This is a genomic window from Caballeronia pedi (genome assembly GCF_001544915.2).
Classification (GTDB): Bacteria; Pseudomonadota; Gammaproteobacteria; order Burkholderiales; family Burkholderiaceae; genus Caballeronia; species Caballeronia pedi.
In genome coordinates this window covers 220,253-237,722 of sequence record NZ_FCOE02000008.1, presented here as the reverse complement: position 1 = coordinate 237,722, position 17,470 = coordinate 220,253, and the positions used below count along the sequence as shown (strand labels likewise).

At 65.9% G+C, this 17,470-nt stretch carries 14 protein-coding genes; 7 read left to right on the top strand and 7 right to left on the bottom strand.

The genetic code is table 11. From position 1 onward, the window contains the following. Nucleotide 1: 1 nt before the first annotated feature. The 3 genes from AWB80_RS15110 to AWB80_RS15100 form a co-directional block, all read right to left on the bottom strand. On the bottom strand, nt 2-247 hold the full coding sequence (locus tag AWB80_RS15110; RefSeq protein ID WP_008352838.1) for a 4Fe-4S dicluster domain-containing protein: 246 nt from the start codon (nt 245-247) through the stop codon (nt 2-4). An 11-nt stretch (nt 248-258) separates the two neighbouring features. Next, entirely contained in the window at nt 259-1,995 is a 1,737-nt protein-coding gene (locus AWB80_RS15105) for a fumarate reductase/succinate dehydrogenase flavoprotein subunit (protein ID WP_061175461.1), read from the bottom strand. Nucleotides 1,996-2,063: 68 nt separating this feature from the next. Next, nucleotides 2,064-2,870, bottom strand: a complete 807-nt coding sequence (locus AWB80_RS15100; protein WP_061175460.1) for a GntR family transcriptional regulator — start codon at nt 2,868-2,870, stop codon at nt 2,064-2,066. A 158-nt stretch (nt 2,871-3,028) separates the two neighbouring features. On the opposite strand from AWB80_RS15100, the gene AWB80_RS15095 reads away from it, so the two are divergent. Together AWB80_RS15095 and AWB80_RS15090 are read left to right on the top strand one after the other, a co-directional pair. Then, nucleotides 3,029-3,652: an RBBP9/YdeN family alpha/beta hydrolase gene (locus tag AWB80_RS15095; RefSeq protein ID WP_061175459.1), complete on the top strand. Its 624-nt coding sequence runs from the start codon at nt 3,029-3,031 to the stop codon at nt 3,650-3,652. Nucleotides 3,653-3,749: 97 nt separating this feature from the next. Continuing rightward, nucleotides 3,750-4,751 (top strand): sulfate ABC transporter substrate-binding protein, encoded by a 1,002-nt coding sequence (locus tag AWB80_RS15090; RefSeq protein ID WP_061175458.1) that lies wholly within the window; start codon nt 3,750-3,752, stop codon nt 4,749-4,751. 9 nt (nt 4,752-4,760) lie between these two features. Here AWB80_RS15090 and AWB80_RS15085 read toward each other — a convergent pair whose 3' ends face one another. After that, entirely contained in the window at nt 4,761-6,638 is a 1,878-nt protein-coding gene (locus tag AWB80_RS15085) for a S41 family peptidase (protein WP_061175457.1), read from the bottom strand. Nucleotides 6,639-6,653: 15 nt separating this feature from the next. Beyond that, nucleotides 6,654-8,186 (bottom strand): amidohydrolase family protein, encoded by a 1,533-nt coding sequence (locus tag AWB80_RS15080; protein ID WP_244206514.1) that lies wholly within the window; start codon nt 8,184-8,186, stop codon nt 6,654-6,656. 179 nt (nt 8,187-8,365) lie between these two features. Between AWB80_RS15080 and AWB80_RS15075 the strand changes: the two genes are divergently transcribed. Next, a complete protein-coding gene (locus AWB80_RS15075; protein WP_061175456.1) occupies nt 8,366-9,661 on the top strand; it encodes a chloride channel protein in 1,296 nt (431 codons plus the stop codon). On the opposite strand, the gene AWB80_RS15070 is transcribed toward AWB80_RS15075, so the two are convergent. After that, nucleotides 9,620-10,405, bottom strand: a complete 786-nt coding sequence (locus AWB80_RS15070) for an AraC family transcriptional regulator (protein ID WP_061175536.1) — start codon at nt 10,403-10,405, stop codon at nt 9,620-9,622. The two genes, AWB80_RS15075 and AWB80_RS15070, sit on opposite strands and share 42 nt — an antisense overlap. 168 nt (nt 10,406-10,573) lie before the next feature. On the opposite strand from AWB80_RS15070, the gene AWB80_RS15065 reads away from it, so the two are divergent. From AWB80_RS15065 to fhuB, 4 genes are read left to right on the top strand one after another with little or no spacing between them, the layout of a single operon-like run. Beyond that, nucleotides 10,574-12,187: a cyclic peptide export ABC transporter gene (locus AWB80_RS15065; RefSeq protein WP_061175455.1), complete on the top strand. Its 1,614-nt coding sequence runs from the start codon at nt 10,574-10,576 to the stop codon at nt 12,185-12,187. Beyond that, complete coding sequence (locus AWB80_RS15060) at nt 12,184-12,969, top strand: ABC transporter ATP-binding protein (protein WP_061175454.1); 786 nt, start codon at nt 12,184-12,186, stop codon at nt 12,967-12,969. The genes AWB80_RS15065 and AWB80_RS15060 overlap by 4 nt, the downstream gene beginning before the upstream one ends. Beyond that, a complete protein-coding gene (locus AWB80_RS15055) occupies nt 12,966-13,832 on the top strand; it encodes an ABC transporter substrate-binding protein (protein WP_061175453.1) in 867 nt (288 codons plus the stop codon). The genes AWB80_RS15060 and AWB80_RS15055 overlap by 4 nt, the downstream gene beginning before the upstream one ends. Further along, nucleotides 13,822-15,879: a Fe(3+)-hydroxamate ABC transporter permease FhuB gene (gene fhuB / locus AWB80_RS15050; protein ID WP_087131298.1), complete on the top strand. Its 2,058-nt coding sequence runs from the start codon at nt 13,822-13,824 to the stop codon at nt 15,877-15,879. The genes AWB80_RS15055 and fhuB overlap by 11 nt, the downstream gene beginning before the upstream one ends. An 8-nt stretch (nt 15,880-15,887) precedes the next feature. Here the strand turns inward: fhuB and AWB80_RS45320 are convergent, their stop codons facing one another. Further along, complete coding sequence (locus AWB80_RS45320) at nt 15,888-17,453, bottom strand: methyl-accepting chemotaxis protein (protein ID WP_061175452.1); 1,566 nt, start codon at nt 17,451-17,453, stop codon at nt 15,888-15,890. Nucleotides 17,454-17,470: the final 17 nt, after the last annotated feature.

Below are 17,470 nucleotides of genomic sequence, written 5' to 3'. Positions count from 1 at the left end.
GTCATCGAAGAAGATACGGAATGTCGACATGCACGGCATTGGTCGGACAATCGCGCTCGCAGGGCATGCAGTACCAGCATTCGTCGAACTTCATGAAGGCCTTGCCGGTGTCGGGATCGATCGCGAGCAGATCCATCGGACAGACGTCGATGCAGACCGTGCAGCCCTTGTCGGCGATGCACTTGTCTTCGTCGATCATCACGGGAAGGCTTGAGCGCTGACGCGCTTCGCGGGGCACGAGGGCCATGCTTTTTTCTCCTATGCAGCGACGGGCTGCGACGTGCGAGCGAGCCGCAGACGCGAATACGCGCCGCGCTCGGACTCGTCGATGGGAACCACATACGGTTCCACGGCTTTTTTGAACGATGTCATGCGTCCCGATGCATCCTTCTTCAGATGCGCGTGGCAGAACCACTCGTCATCGTTGCGCTCGGGAAAATCGACGCGATGGTGATAAAGACCCCAACGGCTCTCCGTGCGATACAGCGATGCCCGCGCGGCCATCTCGGCGCAATCGAGAATCGCGGCGACTTCGGCGGCGCGCATCAGTTCGTGCGGATCGGCGGCGGCGAGGTTCTCGACATCCTCGCGAATCTCCGCGAAGCGTTGCAGCCCGATCTCCATGCGCCGCGTGACCTTGGGTGGCTGCAGATAGTCGTTGACGAAGCGGCGCAGCTTGTATTCGACCTGCGCGGGCGGCAGGCCATGCTCGCGCGTGAGTGGCGCGAAGATGCGCGCACGTTCCTGCTCGACCTGCGACGCATCGAGCGCGGGCAACGCACGGCCCGCGACATGCGATGCAGCGTCTTCACCCGCGAACCAGCCATAGGTGAACGCGCCGAGCATGTAGTTGTGCGGCACGGCGGCCATGTCGCCCGCTGCGTAAAGGCCTTGCACGGAGGTGCGCGCGTGCTCGTCGACCCATACGCCCGACGCGCTGTGACCGCTGCACAAGCCGATCTCCGAGATATGCATCTCGATCATGCGTGTGCGGTAGTCGTTGCCGCGCCGCGCGTGAAAGCGTCCGCGGCTCGGGCGTTCGTTGGTGTGCAGGATCGTCTCGATGGTCTGTATGGTTTCTTCCGCGAGATGATCGAGCTTCAGAAACACGGGGCCGTTGCCGCTCTGGAGTTCCTGATAGAACTCCCACATCATCTGCCCGCTCCAGTAATCGCATTCGATGAAGCGTTCGCCCTTGCCATTGGCCGTATAGCCGCCGAGCGGGCCGGTCACATACGCGCACGCCGGGCCGTTGTAATCCTTGATGAGCGGATTGATCTGGAAGCATTCGAGATTCGACAACTCCGCGCCCGCGTGATAAGCCATCGCGTAACCGTCGCCGGCGTTGGTCGGGTTCTCGTAGGTGCCCATCAGATAACCCGATGCAGGCAAGCCCAGGCGTCCGGCCGCGCCGCAGCAGAGAATCACGGCCTTCGCGCGGATCACGTAGAAGTCGGCGCTGCGGCAATCGAAGCCCATCACGCCCGCGATCTCGCCGTTGGGGCCGTTCAGCAGGCGCGTCGCGACGACGCGATTCGTGATTTCCACGCGCGCACGTTTCAACTGCCGGTACAGCACCTTCTTGACGTCGTGGCCTTCGGGCATCGGCAGCACATAGGCGCCCATGTGGTGCACCTTGCGCACCGCGTAGTCGCCGGTGTGATCCTTCTCGAACTTCACGCCCCAGCGATCGAGCTCCTCGATCGTCTTGAAGCTGTGGCGCGCATACGCGTATATCGTGGCCTGATTGACGATGCCGTCATTCGCGACCGTGATTTCCTTCGTGTACTGCTCGGGCGTCGCGTGACCGGGGATGATGGCGTTGTTCAGCCCGTCCATGCCCATGGAGATCGCGCCGCTGCGTTTTACGTGCGCCTTGTCGATGAGCAGCACGCGCAGGCTCGGGTCGCGCTGTTTCGCCTTGATGGCCGCCATCGGGCCGGCCGTGCCGCCGCCAACGACGACGATGTCGTATTCGAGTTCGTGGGTCTGCATGATCTGGGGTCGCCGCTTGTTATGACAAGTCAGGACCAGATTCTAGAAGCGCGCGAACCGCGTTGGAATCAATTGTTTGTGCTTTGCTTGTGCCTGCTGCGAATAACGCGCTGTGCGCTGGCGGCAGGGCGCTCGCGGTCGATGCGCAGACGATACTGAAACGTATCGCCACGGAAATAGAGGTATTCGAAATCGACCGGCTTGCCGTGCGCATCGTGCGTGAGGCGCTCGATGCGCAGGAGCGGCGCGCCTTTCTTCACATCGAGCGCTTCCGCGATATCCTGCGCAGCCGCGATGGCGTCGATGGCGAGATCCGCATGGCCAAGCGGCATGGCGCAGTCGTTTTCGAGCATCAGGAAGATATCGCGCGTCGCGAGTTCGGCGCGCTTGAGACGCTTGCCGAGGGCCTCGGGCAGAAACGTCACTTCGTACGAAACGGGCGCGCGATTGAGCAGCCGCACGCGATGAATCTCGGCGACGCTCGCGCCCTCGGCAAGACCGAGTTGCGCCGCGACTTCCGCGGGCGCACTGACGAAGCGCATCTGCACGACGCGGTTGATGATCTCGTGGCCGCTTTCCGCCATCGCTTCGGCGAAACCCTGCAGCGAGGTCACGTTCTGAAACGCCTTCGGCTGCGATACGAACGAGCCCTTGCCGTGGACCTTGAAGATCAGCCCTTCCTTTTGCAGATCGCCGAGCGCCTGGCGGATCGTGATGCGGCTCACGTCGAACATCGCCATCAGCTCGCTTTCCGAGGGCATGCGGCTCATCGGCGGATAGCGGCCATCGAGAATGCCGGTGCGCAACACGTCCTTGATCTGTGCGTAGAGGGGCACGTGTGAATCGAGCGAGACGGATGGGCGGCGGATGGGCATGGGAGAGGGCGGGGCAAGGAGGCGGCGCGTCGAGCAGCGATTATAGCGGCGCGTCCCGGCTTCATTCCCATAAACAAATGACGAAATATTGGTTAGCCGCGCTCACGGGGTCATCGAGAATGGAGACTGGCTAGTTCGAGTCGCAGCGAGGATCGAAGATGAGTGAACGCAGCGCGTGGAATGCACGGGGAACGGGGCTGTCGTCGTCGCCGGTTACGCTCGTGACCGTGCCCGGCCTGTACGGCAGCGAAGACGCGCACTGGCAGAGCTGGCTGGAGCGCGAGATGCCCGGTGCGCGGCGCGTCGAGCAGCGTGACTGGGATGCGCCGAATCTCGCCACCTGGAGCGATGCCGTGCGCGACGTGATCGCGAGCGTCGACGGCCCTGTGGTGCTTGCGGCGCATAGCTTCGGCTGTCTTGCTACGGCGCATGCGCTGTCGCACGCCGGCGCTTTTCATGCGCATGTCGCGAGCGTCAAGGGCGTGTTGTTCGTTGCGCCCGCGAGTCCTGCGAAGTTCCGCTTCGCGGGCGCGTTCAGCGCGCGCCGGCTCGATACGCTGTCGCTCGTGGTCGGCAGCGAGACCGATCCGTGGATGCCGCTCGATGAAGCGCGCACGCTCGCGCAACGCTGGAACAGCGCGTTCGTGAATCTCGGCAACGCGGGGCATATCAACACATCGGCGGGATTCGGGCCGTGGCCGCTCGCGAAGCATTTCGTCGAAACGCTCGCGCGCCGCGTATCCTCCGAATACGAAGAAGAGGAGCAACGCGCGTACGGCTGATCCCGCATCGGGATGACGCGCGATGCCTGCATGGCCGCCTTCGGGCGGCCTTTGTCTGTTGTGCTGTATGGTTTGAACCCCTGTCTCTGGAGAAAAAATGGCGGTCTATAAAAAGCTGGTCATCACCGTTGCGCTCGGCATTGCGGCGAGCATCGCGCAGGCTGAAACGACGTTGCTCAACGTGTCCTACGACGTGACGCGCGAGCTCTACAAGGACATCGACGCGGCCTTCGTCGCGGACTACCGGCAAAAGACCGGCGAGACGGTGTCGGTGCGGCAGTCGCACGGGGCGTCGAGCGCGCAGGCGCTTTCGGTGACGCAAGGCCTGCAGGCCGATGTCGTGACGATGAACCAGCCGAACGACATCGACCTGCTCGCGGAACGCGGACAACTCGTGCCCGCGAACTGGCGCAGCCGTCTGCCGGACGCGAGCGCGCCCTATACCACGACGATGGTCTTTCTCGTTCACAAGGGCAATCCGAAGAACATCAAGGACTGGAGCGATCTCGCGCGGCCGGGCGTGCAGGTGGTGATCGCCAATCCGAAGACCTCGGGCAACGGGCGCTATGCGTATCTCGCGGCGTGGGGTTACAAGAAGCAGCAGGGCGCAACCGACGCGCAGGCGCAGGACTTCGAGAAGGCCATCTTCAAGAACGTGCCCGTGCTCGATACGGGCGGACGAGGAGCCACGACGACGTTCACGCAGCGCGGCATCGGCGATGTGCTCGTCACGTTCGAGAACGAAGTCGGGTTGATGAGCGCCGGGCCGGGCGCGAAGGATTTCGAGGCGGTGTATCCGTCGGTGAGTCTGCTGGCGGAGCCGCCGGTTTCCATCGTCGACAAGGTGGTGGACAAGCGCGGTACGCGCAAGCAGGCGCAGGCTTATCTCGACTTTCTGTTCACGCCGGCTGCTCAGGAGATCATCGCGCAACATCATCTGCGGCCGCGCAGCGCGGATGTGCTCGCGAAGCATGCGAGTGAATTCAAGACGTTGAAGACGTTTACCGTGGAGCAGATGTTTGGTAGCTGGCAGAAAGCGCAGCAGACGCACTTCGCGGATGGCGGCACCTTCGATCAGGTCGTGGCCGACAAGAACTGAGGCTGCCCGTCACGTCAGCGCAACCCTCCTGCGCTGAACCACCGCGCCGGCCTTGCGGCACACGACTTCGAGCCGCTCCCCGGCCGCGGGACGCGGCAGCTTCAGAACCCCGTCTCCGATCGAACGCGCGGCTTCGAGCGGCCGGCCGTCCACATAGAGTTCCAACTCATCGACCCCGGCCGTCGTCACCGTGAGTTCTGACTTGCCAAGCGCCACACGCAAGCTCGAATACGGCGCGCCCGCCAGAAACCGCGCGCACCAGTCGATGAGATCCACGTTGCCATCGAGCACATCGCGCCTGGTCATCGCGTACGGAATGCCGGCGATGCCGAGGTCTTCGATCGGCACGCCGGCCGCGTCACCCGCGCGCACCGCGCGGCGAAACGCCATCGTGAAACTCACGCCATCAGGCAGTCGCGGCAACGCGAAGTCGGTGCCGTCCAGCGCATCGGTCAGATCATGGCTCGTCCACACATTCGCCCCGCCCGCGCCCGTCGCCTGGCCCACGCACACGAGCGGCCCTATTTCGTTGTCCACGAAGCCCGCGCAGAAGAGATCGCCCGACGAATATGTGTTGGCATCGGCGACGCACACGACCGGCCCGCCATAACGCTGACCGACGTCATCGCACCAGGACGGATCGGTGATCGGCAGCGCCTGCGAGTACGCCTCGCCGGTCGAGATCGCCGATTCGAGCGACGCGATCCACGGTTCGAGCTCCATGCGGTTGAACGCGCTCTTCGCCATCGCGCGCGTCAAGGGCGTGGCGACGAGACTGAAGCGCGTCGGCTGCACCTTGTTCGGCGTGAAGAGTTGCAGAAGGCGCTCCGCCGCCCAGATCAGGCCGCCGGGATTGCCGCGCACATCGACGATGAGACCCGTGTCCGGCAACTGCTCGACGAGGCGCGTGACTTCATCGACGAAGGCTTCGTGATCGTTGACATCGAAGGTCCAGATGCGCACGTAGCCGACATCGCCGAGTACTTTGGTCGGAAACGTGCGCGCGGATAGCGCGTCGGGAAAGCGCGTTTTGATCCAGCCAGCGTCGCGCGCCATCTCCGCGCGCAGATGCTCGGCGTGCCACTCCTTGCCCGAGAACATCAGCTTCTTCGCGCGCCGGACCTGTTCGGCCGCCGGACTCACCGCGACGCGCAGCGCGGTGTGCGCGCCGGGCCGCACGCCGGTGGCGGGGCGGCCCGGCCAGACGATGCGCCACGGTATGCGCACTTCGCGCCGCGCCTTGCCCGGACCATCGCGAAAGCCGATATCGACCCACATCTCGTCGGGCGGCGGGCCGTATTGCAGCGAGCGGAACGTCAGCGATTCGAGCGCGCGCGCGAGCCGCGCATCGGGGCGTCCGCCCGTTTCGCGATCGGCATGGATCGCGACGGCGCGCTCGAACGGGATGCCGTTCCAGGTATCGAGCAAGACGCCCGGCTTGAACGCGGGGTCCTTGATGAGCTTGCTGTGTCCGACTTTGGTGACGAGAAACTGCGGCTCGTCCGTCGAGCCGTACTGTTCGACCAGAAAGGGCAGTTGCGCGACCGCGCCGGCGAGCGACGCGGGTCCGGCATAGAGCGTGTGCGCATCGCGCAGATCGACGACGATGCCCGTGACGATCATATGGAACTCGGCTTCGCTCATGTCGGCGGCGCGCACGCGCAGCAGTTCGAGCGCCTGCACGGGATCGTTGGCGTAACCCGCGCGCTTCTGATGCAGATGACAGTACGCCCCGGCGATGGCGGTCAGCAGCGCATCGACGATGACTTCGCGATCGGCGGCATCGAGCTGATCGGCGGACGCGGCCGGAAGCCTCATCAGGCCCGCGCGAGTGGCGAGCAGCACGCCCGTCTGCGACTTCAATAACGATGGTGTTCTCGTGGCCATGATTCGCTCGCGATGTCACGCATAGAACTTTTTGAGGCCGTCGAGCAGTCCGCCGTGGAACCCGCGTCCCACGAGCGAGGCGAAGAAGGCCGCATCGTGCGCGAGCGGCTGGATCGGCGGCACGACGATCTCGGCGAGATTCTTCGGCAGCCCGCCGATGGGCAGCTTGCCGAGCGGCATGTCGAGCGCGAGCCGCAGGCGCGGCGCTTCGCCCGCCAGCCGCGCCGCCGCCGACGCATTGCCCGCTGCATCGATTTCCTTCTTCGGATCGGTGCGCACTTGTTCCAGCCGTGTCAGCACCTGCGCGAAACTCCACGGCCGGGAGGCGTCGTCGAGCTTCGTCATCGCGAGGACGCGCTTCGTTCCGGCGATCTTCAGTTCGGATGGAAGCGTCGCCTTCGCGGCCTTCATGAGCTTCGCATTGCCATAGCGCGCGCTGCCGCCGATGACCACCAGTTGCACGTCTTTCTCGGTGGCGGCGAGCACGGTCGCGAACGGATCGGCGGAAGCCTTGGCCGCGATCACGACGACGTCGCCAAGTGCATCCGGCTGAAGACGTCCCGCCTGCACGTTCCACGGACTGGCGAGCGCGTCGCCGGGATCGCACGTGATCATGCGCACGAGATCGAAGGGCGTGAGCTTCCATCGCTCGCGCCTGGCCACCAGCGCGGCGACCTTGATTTCGCCGAGCACGTTGCGCGTGCCCGACGGTCCCCAGTCGGACCCGACGCACACGCGGATCTTTTTCGCCAGCGCGGACGGCACGTTGGTCGTGCTGCCATAGAGCCACAGGTTCGAGAACGGCGACCAGACGACGGTGCCGGGATCGGTCCAGGCATCGTAGTCGCCGGGATTGAGCGCGTTGGTGTGAATGGCGACAAAGTCCTTCTGCAGGCAGCCGCACTTGCGCGCGCTTTGATACTCGTTGACGGCGATGGAGTTCACCTGCCCTTCGGCGCAGTGATAGATGAAGCCCGCGCCCGCCCTCATCTGCGCCGATCGTGTCGCGAGCACTTCGGGCTTGAGCGTCAGCGTGGATGCCAGCACGCGGTTCGACGAGACGTTCCCGCCGAAGCTCTCGTCCTCGACGTTACGCACCATCCAGCCATCGAGCGGCCGGTTCTTCGGCGGCGAGCCCTGAATGCTCGTCGTGCCGCCGACGAGCGCGCGCACTTCGGCGTAGGCCAGCAACGCTTCGGGCGCGGCCTCGATGAACGCATAGGCGGGCCAGGTGATGTCGCCGGCATAGGTGCTGGCGGATGGCCACGAGTCGTGATGCAGGAACGGGGTCGTGCGGCCGGGCTCGGTCCAGAGCGGCAGCGTCGCGTAGGCGAGATGACTGTGCAGATCGATGAAACCGGGCAGCACGAGGTCGTCTCCGACATCGACGACGGCGGCCTTGTCGAAACCGCTGCGCGGACCGGCCGCATTGCCGCGCGTGACGCGTTCGATGCGCCCGTCGTCGCCGATCCACACCTTGCCGGCAAACGTGCTTTTCTCCGACGTGCGCGCAAGCGCAACGATGCGGCCGGAAATCACCAGACTCACGCTGCCTCCCGGATGTTTTTCGATACCTTATTGTCCCGAGGATAGTGGGCGTTTGCGCATTTCCCAAGAAGATTTCGGGCATCGAAATAATGCCGTGCATATCTATAATTCGATGCATCCCGCGAGACGCGCGCAACTCAGCCGCGCTACGCTATGCCTTTTCCTGCGAGGTGAGCGCGATGCCGTCATCGACACCGACCGTGAAGCTCATCGTCGTCACCGTGCTCGTCGGGCTGGGCGCAGGGCTCGGCGGCATGCTGCTCGCGCTGCTGCTGCACGAGATCCAGCACGTCGCGTTCGGCTACAGTCTCGATGCGCTCACCGGTGGCGAAAGCTTTCTCATCGGCATCTCGGCTGCGCCGCCGCTGCGTCGCTTCATCGTGTTGACGCTGTGCGGCGTGATCGCGGGCGTCGGCTGGTGGTGTGTGTATCGCTTCGGCAAACCGCTCGTGAGCATCCGCCAGGCCGTCGATTCCGACGATCCGCGCATGCCGCCCGGCAGCACCATCGCGCATGCGCTTTTGCAGATCGTCACGGTGGCGATGGGCTCGCCGCTCGGCCGCGAAGTCGCGCCGCGCGAAATCGGCTCGCTGTGGGCAGGCTGGCTCGCGCACTACGCGAAGCTCACGCCCGCGCAATCGCGCATCATGGTCGCGTGCGGCGCGGGCGCTGGACTCGCCGCCGTCTATAACGTGCCGCTCGGCGGCGCGGTCTTCGTGCTCGAAGTGCTGCTCTGCACGTTCGATGGCGTCATCGTCGCGACGGCATTCGCCACCTCGGCGATCGGCGCGATCGTCGCGTGGATCGGCCTCGGCGACGGGCATCAGTACCGCTTGCCCGCCTTCACGCTCGATACGCAGATGGTCGTCTGGGCCATCGTCATGGGGCCGGTGTTCGGCGTGGCCGCGTGGTACTTCATGAAGCTCGCGAGCGCCGCACGCAAGCACGCACCGCGCGGCAACGCATTGCCCATGCTGTCGATCCTGAACTTCGCGCTGATCGGCGTGCTCGTCATCTGGTTCCCGCAACTCGCGGGCAACGGCCGCGGCCCCGCCGGTCTTTCGTTCGATGATTCGCTGGGCTTCGCGCTCGCCGGCGTGCTGCTGATCCTGAAGGTGACGATCGAAATCAGCTCGCTGCGCGCGGGCGCGCAAGGCGGCTTGCTGACGCCGAGCCTGACCAACGGCGCGCTGCTCGGCGTGGTCCTCGGCAGCGTGTGGAACGCCATCTGGCCCGGCACGCCGCTCGGCGCGTTCGCGGTGATCGGCGCGGCGGCGTTCCTCGGCCCGGCGATGCAGATGCCGCTGACCGCGCTCGTGCTGATGATCGAGTTCACGCGCTTCAATCACGATTTCCTGATTCCGACGGCGCTGGCGATGGCGGGCGCGTCGCTCGCGTATCGCGCGCTCGCGCAGGCGCGTATCGAACGTCCGTCAACCGCGCCTGAGCAGACGCTGCGGCGTCTCACCGATTGAACGCCTGAACATCGCGATGAAGCTGCTGCTGCTCTGATAGCCGAGCTGATCCGCGACGCGCGCGACCGAATCGCCGAGCGCGAGCCGCGCCATCGCCTCGACGAGCCGCAACTGCTGGCGCCATTGCCCGAAGGTCAAGCCCGTTTCCTGCCTGAAAAGACGCGCCAGCGTGCGCGCGCTCGCGCCGACCGTCTGGCTCCATGCATCCAGCGTGTCGTCGTTGTCGGGCTCGGCGAGCAGGCGGCTGCAGATCGCGCGCAGGCGCCGGTCGTTCGGCAGCGGCAAACCGCCTTGCGTCGTCGATTCCGCGCCGCGCAACAGCGCAAGCAGAAGCGTTGCGACATGCGCGCCGATGCTGTCGTCGGCATAGTCGTGCGGTTCCTGTGCGAGCGCCATGATCAGCTCGTGCATCAGCGACGTGATCAGAATCACGCGGCACGACGGCCATAGCCACGGTGCGGCGTCGGGCTCCAGATAAACGTTGTACGCGGCAAGATCGCCGATCGCGTGCAACTCGTGATCGACGCCCGGCGGCAGCCAGATCGCTCGCATCGGCGGGAGCATCCAGCTTCCCATCGGCGTCAGTACGCGCGCCGCGCCGTTCATCGGATAAAAAAGCTGCGCCTGTTCGTGCGAATGCCAGATTTCGCGATGCCCGCTGTCGTAGTGGGTGCCACGCGCCATGACCGGCCGCGGCTGCCGCCTGTATTCGATGCCGAACTGCGCTCTCCAGATGGGATCCATGTTGCCCGCCTCGCCCGCAGGGACTGCCAAAAGTTGTCCGTTTCGCCGTATTTGATGGCAAGACAGCGCGTTACTCCAGTCGCTATCCTTTCTCGGCTTCCATTTTATATGGGAACGATTCTCATTCAGAACAATTTCGAACGAATCAGAGGACGGGAAGGAAGAGGGATGCGCACGCTCTGGTATCTGGTGAAAGGCTCGCGCGCGCGGCTGATTCTTGCAGGCGCGATGAGCCTGATAAGCGGTTTCGGCAGCGCGGCGCTCGTTGCGCTCATCAATCAGGCGCTGATCGCATCGCGCGAAGAACTCGTGCAGCTCGGCCTGCGCTTTCTCGCGATCAGCGTGCTCGTGCTCATCACGCGCACCGGCTCGCAGACGCTTTTCATGAGCCTCGGACAGAACGCGAAGGCGAGCCTGCGGATGCGCACCATCGCGCGCATTTCGGGCGCGCCGTTCGCGCATCTCGAACGGCAGGGTTCAGCGCGCGCGTTGAACGTCCTGACGCAGGATCTCGATGCGATCGTCGTGCTGTTCATCGGCCTGCCGGGGCTCGTCATGAACGGCGCGGTAGTCGCGGGCTGTCTCGTCTATCTCGGCTATCTGTCGTGGCAGGTGCTCGCGTTCGCGGCGGCGACCGTGCTGCTCGGCGCGGCGGGCTTTCACATGGCGAACGTGCGCGGGCTATATCACCTGCGCAGTTCACGGCAGCGCGAGGATGCGCTCGTGCGCCACTTTCGCGCGCTCTTCGACGGCGCCAAGGAACTCAAGCTGCATCGCGCGCGCACGCGTGAATTCGTCGATGAACTGCTGGCGAGCAATGTCGAAGCGGTGCGTGTGCAGCGCACGCGCGGCTACGTGCTGTATGCGGCGGCCGCGAGCTGGGGCAGCTTCATCTTCTTCGCGTTCATCGGTTGCGTGCTGTTCGTGCTGACGCGCTATGTGCCGGTGTCGCCGCATGTGATGTCCGGCTACGCGATGATCTTCCTCTACATGATCATGCCGATTGAAGGTGTGCTCTCGGCGATTCCGAACCTGAGCACCGCGCGTGTCGCACTGGAACGCGTGGAGCAGGTCAACGCCGAATTGCCCGCCGAAGCGAACGGACCGGCAATTGAAGCGGCGGCGTTCGAAAGCATCGTGCTCGATCGCGTCACGCATCGCTACTTCCGCGAAAAGGAAAACGATGTCTTCACGCTCGGACCCGTCAGCCTGACGTTCAAACCGGGCGAGCTGGTCTATCTGATCGGCGGCAACGGCAGCGGCAAGACGACGCTCGCGAAGATGATCGTCGGTCTCTATGCGCCGGAAAGCGGGCGCGTCGTGCTCGATGGCGCCGATGTGACCGAAACGGCGCGCGACGCGTATCGCCAGCTTTTTTCGGTCGTGTTCAGCGACTTCTATCTGTTCGATTCGCTGCTCGGCCTGCGCGCCGGCGATAGCGACGCCACCGCGCGCGCGTTGCTCGACGATTTGCAGCTCGCGCACAAGGTGAAGATCGAAAACGGCGCGTTCTCGACGCTCGATTTATCGCAAGGGCAGCGCAAGCGGCTCGCGCTGCTCGTCGCGTATCTGGAGGACCGGCCGTTCTATCTCTTCGATGAATGGGCCGCCGATCAGGACCCGCTCTTCAAGGAAGTGTTCTATCGAAGGCTGCTTCCCCAACTGAAGGCGAAGGGCAAGACGGTCGTCGTCGTCACGCATGACGACCGCTATTTCCATCTCGCCGATCGCACCATCAAGCTCGATTTCGGCCAGGTCGTCGAAGAAGGCAACACCGCATGACAAACGAAACGCCGCTCTTCGAGCTGGACAAGGTCCGCTTCGACGCGGACACGGCGACCCTGCTCGACGACATCGATCTGTCGATTGCGCCGGAACGTGTGACGGGTCTCATCGGCCATAACGGCTCCGGCAAGACGACGCTGATGCGCCTGCTCGCGCGCCATCACGCACAGGGCGCGGGCTCGATCCGCTTTCACGGCAAACCGATCGCGTCGTGGCGGCCGCGCGAGTTCGCGCGCCATGTCGCGCATCTGCCGCAGACGACGCCATCGACGGACGGCATGCTCGTGCGCGAGTTGGTCGCGCTCGGCCGCTATCCGTGGCACGGCAGCCTCGGCATTTTCGGCGACGACGATCGCAGCCACGTCGATGAAGCGATGAAGATGACCGATGTCGCGCAATACGCCGGGCGTCTGGTCGACAGTCTCTCGGGCGGCGAGCGTCAGCGCGTGTGGCTCGCGATGCTGATCGCGCAGGACAGTCGCTGTCTGTTGCTCGACGAGCCCACCTCGGCGCTCGACATCGCGCATCAGGTGGAAGTGCTGGAACTCGTGCGCACGCTGTGCAGAAGGCGCCGCATCGCGGCCGTGATCGTGCTGCACGACATCAACATGGCCGCGCGCTTCTGCGACCACATCGTCGCCTTGCGGCACGGGCGCATCCTGATGCAGGGCGCGCCCGGCGACATCATGACCGGGCCGAATCTCGAATCCATCTACGGCGTGCCGATGAACGTGCTGCGCGATCCGTCGAGCGGACGCGCCGTCGGAGTGCCGCGATGAAGCGGCGCGTGTTCGTGGCTGCCTGCGCGCTTGCCACGCTGGCGGGCAGGGCGAGCGCGAGTCCGTCGCCCCGCGTGATCGTGCTCAGTTGGGATCTCGCGGAGATGCTGCTTTCGCTCGGGCTCGCGCCGGTCGGCCTGCCCGCGCCCGCGTGGTACACGAGCGGCATCGTCGAGCCGCCGCTGCCGCTGGGCGTCGTGGATATCGGGCTGCTGTTTCAGCCGAACTACGACCTGCTTTACGAACTGCGGCCGAATCTCATCGTGGCGACGCCGGCGCATGCGAGCGTGCGGGCGTCGTTCGAACATATTGCGCCGACGCTCACGCTCGGCGAATACATGACCGCGCGCGAGCCGTATCGCGCGATGCGCGGCGAAGCATTGGCGCTCGGCGCGCGCATCGGACGTCCGGCGCAGGCGGCCGCGTTGCTGGATCGCACCGATGCGGTGATCGCGCAAGCGCGCGACACGCTTCACGGTGCGCATGCGCCATTGATCGTCGCCGAAGCCATCGACGAGCGGCATCTGCGCATCTACGGCGCGGGCAGCATGTTCGACGAAATCCTGCAGCTGCTCGGTCTCGTCAACGCCGCCACGCGCGCGGGGCTGGTGACGAATCGCGCGAATGTCGTCGAGATGGAGCGCGTCGCGCAGATGTCCGACGCCAGTCTGTTGTGGATCGGACGCGATGGCTCGGCCGCATTGCAACGCAATCCCGTGTGGCGGCAGATGCCGTTCGCGCAGCCGCATCGGCAGGCGACCCTGCCGATGATCTCGTCGACGGGCGCGCTCGTCTCCGTGCAACGTTTCGCGCGCGCGCTGGCGCTTGCGGTTCCTTCGCTGGCGGCCGGTCATGACATGTGATTCCGTGTGCGATTCCGCTGTGCATCGCGAGCCATCGCGCGATGAACGATCGCATCGGCGTCTCTGGATCGTCGCGCTGTCCGGCGCGGCGCTCGCGCTTGCGCTGACCCTGTACGCGATCCACGCGCAACTCGCGGGCGCGAGCGTGTGGCGCGCGCTGGTCGCGCCCGAGCCCGGCAACCTGCATCAATGGCTCGTGCACGAAAGCGCGCTGCCGCGTCTCGCGATGACGCTCGTGTGCGGCGCGGCGCTGGCGCTGGCGGGAACGGTCGCGCAGCAGGTGTTGCGCAATCCGCTCGCCGAGCCGATGACGCTCGGCATCTTCCCCGGCGCATATCTCGCGCTCTCCGTCGCGACGATCTGGGCGCCGGCGTGGGCCGCGTCGTCGCGCGAGCCGATCGCGCTCGCGGGCGGCGCGCTCGCGATGCTGCTCGTGTTCGCGCTCGCCTGGCGGCAGCGGCTCGCATCGCTCGCGGTGATTCTCGCGGGCATGATCGTGAGTCTCTATTGCGCATCGCTGAGCCTCGCGCTCGCGATCTCGAACTTCCAGTTGCTGATCGGCCTGATGATCTGGGGCGGCGGCGCGCTCGACGGCCAGAGCTGGCATGCCTGCATCGCGCTCTTCGCGCGTTTGTGCGTTGCGATCGTCGTCGTGTTCCTGTTGCGACGTCCGCTCGGCCTGTTCGAAGCGGGCGAGAGCACGGCGCGCGGGCTCGGCGTATCGCTCGCGCGCACGCGTTTCGCCGCGCTCGCGCTCGCGGTGGCGTTGACCGCGTGCGTGGTGAGCGCGGTCGGCGTGATCGGCTTCATCGGACTGGCGGCGCCGACGCTCGCGCGGCTCGCGGGCGCGCGGCGTTTCAATGACCGGCTCGTCTGGGCGCCCGTGTTCGGCGCACTGCTGCTCTGGCTCACCGATGCCGCCGTGCAGTCGATCGCATCGACGGGCGTGTTCGGCGCGCAACTGATTCCGACAGGCGCCGTGACCGCGCTCTTCGGCGCGCCGATGCTGCTGTGGCTGCTGCGCCGGCTCAAATCGCGTCCGGACCTGCGCGGGCAGGACGAAGGCCATGCCGCGCCGATCCGCAACGCGCGGCCGCGGCGCGCGATCGCGTGGCTCGCGCTGGCGGCGGCGCTGGCGTCGTTCGGCTCGCTCGCGATCGGCCGCGGGCTGGACGGATGGCGCATCGCGAGCCTCGCGCAAATCGGGGCGCTCGCGTTCTGGCATATCCCGCATCTGGCGGCCGCGCTCGCCGCCGGGACGATGCTCGGCCTTGCCGGCACGCTGATCCAGCGCATGACCGGCAACCCGGTCGCGAGCCCCGATCTGATCGGCGTGAGTCCGGGCGGCGCGCTCGGGATCGTCGTGGCGGTGTTCGTCTTCGATGCGCCCGGGCCGCTGCAACTCTTCGCGTCGTGTCTCGCGGGCGCCATCGTGACGCTCGCGTTGCTGCTGTGGTTCGGACGGCGCGGGATGTATGCGCCCGAGCGGCTGCTCCTGATCGGCGTCGCGATCGGCGCGCTGTTTCAGGCCGTGAGCGGCACCGTCACGGCGTCGGGCGATCCGCGCGCCGTGCTGATCCTGAACTATGTCGTCGGCTCTACGTATTACGTGCAGCCGCTCGCGTCGATGCTCGCGGCCGGCGTCGCGCTTTTCGGCCTCGTCGTCGCGCCGCTCTTCGCGCGCCCGCTGGAACTGCTGTCGCTCGGCGCGGGCACGAGCCGCTCGCTCGGCATGCGCGTCGGCTTCGCGCGGCTTCTCGTGCTGCTGTTCGCGGCGCTCCTCACCGCGACATCGACGATTCTGATCGGGCCGCTGTCCTTCGTCGGCCTGATGGCGCCGCATCTCGCGCGCTCGATGGGCCTCGTGCGCGTGCGGGAGCAATTGATTGCGTCCGCAACCATCGGCGCGCTGCTGATGGTGCTGGCCGACTGGGCCGGCTCGCTCGTGCTGTTTCCGAACGAGCTGCCGGCGGGACTGACCGCCGCATTGATCGGCGGACCCTATCTGTTGTGGACGCTGTTGCGCTCGCCGTCACGGACAGCGTGAGCGCGCCCTCACGCGGCGGCGCGTTCCACCTGAAACACCGCGACCGCCTGGCGCAACGTTTCGGCCTGCTCGGCGAGCGATTGCGCGGCGGCGGACGCCTGTTCGACGAGCGCCGCGTTCTGTTGCGTGACCTCGTCCATCTGCGCGACGGCCACGTTCACCTGATCGATGCCCATGCGCTGCTCGCCGGATGCCGCCGACACTTCGCTCATGATCGCCGTCACGCGATTCACCGACGCGACCAGTCCTTCGATCGTGCCGCCCGCGTGCTCGACGAGCGCCGAGCCGTTCGACACGCGCGCGTTCGAATCGTCGATGAGCGTCTTGATCTCCTTGGCGGCCACGGCGCTGCGCTGCGCGAGCGCGCGCACTTCGCCGGCGACGACCGCGAAGCCGCGGCCCTGATCGCCCGCGCGCGCGGCCTCGACGGCTGCATTGAGCGCGAGGATATTGGTCTGGAACGCGATGCCTTCGATCACGCCGATGATGTCGGCCATGTGCGATGAAGCCTGCGCGATGCTGCGCATGGTCGCGACGACATCGTTGACCGTGTCGCCGCCCTGAGTCGCGTCGCCGCATGCTTTCGTTGCGGCGTGCGTGCCTTCGGCGGCGTTGTCGGCGTTCTTCGCGACAGCGCTTGCGAATTCCTCCATGCTCGCCGCCGTTTCTTCGAGCGACGCCGCCTGCGACTCCGTGCGCTTCGACAGATCGACGGTGCCTTGCGCGATCTCGCTGGCCGCTTCGGCGATCGCCACGCTCGACGACTGAATGCCGAGCACGATCGTGTTCAGACGTGCGCGCATCGTTTCGAGCGAGACCATCAGGCTGTCGGGGCTGCGGCCTTCGACGGAAATCGCATCGCGCAGATTGCCTTGCGCGATGCGCGCGGCGAGCGCCATCGCTTCGCCCGGTTCGCCGCCGAGCGCGCGCGTGAGACCGCGCGTGATGACGAGCGCGGCCACGATGCCGGTCAGCACGGCCGCCGCGCCGAGCGCGAGCATGATCGCCTTGGCGCGGGCGTAGGCGGCGTCGGCGTCGCGGTTGGCGACATCGTTCTGTTCGTCCTGCAGCGCGATCATGTCCTTCGTCGTGCTCATCCAGTCGCGCTGCACCGGCCGCAACTCGTCGATCAGCACGCGAATCGCCGCCTGCTGCTCGCGCGCTTCGGCAAGCGAGATCGCCTTTTCGATGATCGGCGCGGCGGCGGCTTCGTTCGCGCGCAGCTTGTCGAATACGGCGCGCTCGCTTGCAGAAGTGTGGTCGCTTTCCTTGAAGCGCGTGCCGAGGGCGTCGTAAGCCTGCGCGTAGCCTTGCGCCTGCGTGCGGATGCGCGCTTTCTCGGTTTCGACCGCGGCCGTGTCGGTCAGGAGCGCAATGTTGCGCAGCGCGATCATCCGGTCGCTCACCGACAGGCTCAGCGCGTGCGCGAGCTTCGCTTCCGCATTGTTGACTTCGACGACTTCATCGAAGCGCGCCTGGATTTGCGACATGCTGACTAGACCGAAGGCGAGCACCGCGAACAACATCGACAGCACGATGCCGAAGCCCAGGCCCAGTTTGGTGACGACCTTCATGGTTGTGATTCTCCGTA

Coding starts and splice junctions, on each gene's coding strand:
- AWB80_RS15110 (WP_008352838.1), bottom strand. CDS start 247: ATGGCCCTCGTGCCCCGCGAAGCGCGTCAGCGCTCAAGCCTTCCCGTG.
- AWB80_RS15105 (WP_061175461.1), bottom strand. CDS start 1,995: ATGCAGACCCACGAACTCGAATACGACATCGTCGTCGTTGGCGGCGGC.
- AWB80_RS15100 (WP_061175460.1), bottom strand. CDS start 2,870: ATGCCCATCCGCCGCCCATCCGTCTCGCTCGATTCACACGTGCCCCTC.
- AWB80_RS15095 (WP_061175459.1), top strand. CDS start 3,029: ATGAGTGAACGCAGCGCGTGGAATGCACGGGGAACGGGGCTGTCGTCG.
- AWB80_RS15090 (WP_061175458.1), top strand. CDS start 3,750: ATGGCGGTCTATAAAAAGCTGGTCATCACCGTTGCGCTCGGCATTGCG.
- AWB80_RS15085 (WP_061175457.1), bottom strand. CDS start 6,638: ATGGCCACGAGAACACCATCGTTATTGAAGTCGCAGACGGGCGTGCTG.
- AWB80_RS15075 (WP_061175456.1), top strand. CDS start 8,366: ATGCCGTCATCGACACCGACCGTGAAGCTCATCGTCGTCACCGTGCTC.
- AWB80_RS15070 (WP_061175536.1), bottom strand. CDS start 10,405: ATGGATCCCATCTGGAGAGCGCAGTTCGGCATCGAATACAGGCGGCAG.
- AWB80_RS15065 (WP_061175455.1), top strand. CDS start 10,574: ATGCGCACGCTCTGGTATCTGGTGAAAGGCTCGCGCGCGCGGCTGATT.
- AWB80_RS15060 (WP_061175454.1), top strand. CDS start 12,184: ATGACAAACGAAACGCCGCTCTTCGAGCTGGACAAGGTCCGCTTCGAC.
- AWB80_RS15055 (WP_061175453.1), top strand. CDS start 12,966: ATGAAGCGGCGCGTGTTCGTGGCTGCCTGCGCGCTTGCCACGCTGGCG.
- fhuB (WP_087131298.1), top strand. CDS start 13,822: ATGACATGTGATTCCGTGTGCGATTCCGCTGTGCATCGCGAGCCATCG.
- AWB80_RS45320 (WP_061175452.1), bottom strand. CDS start 17,453: ATGAAGGTCGTCACCAAACTGGGCCTGGGCTTCGGCATCGTGCTGTCG.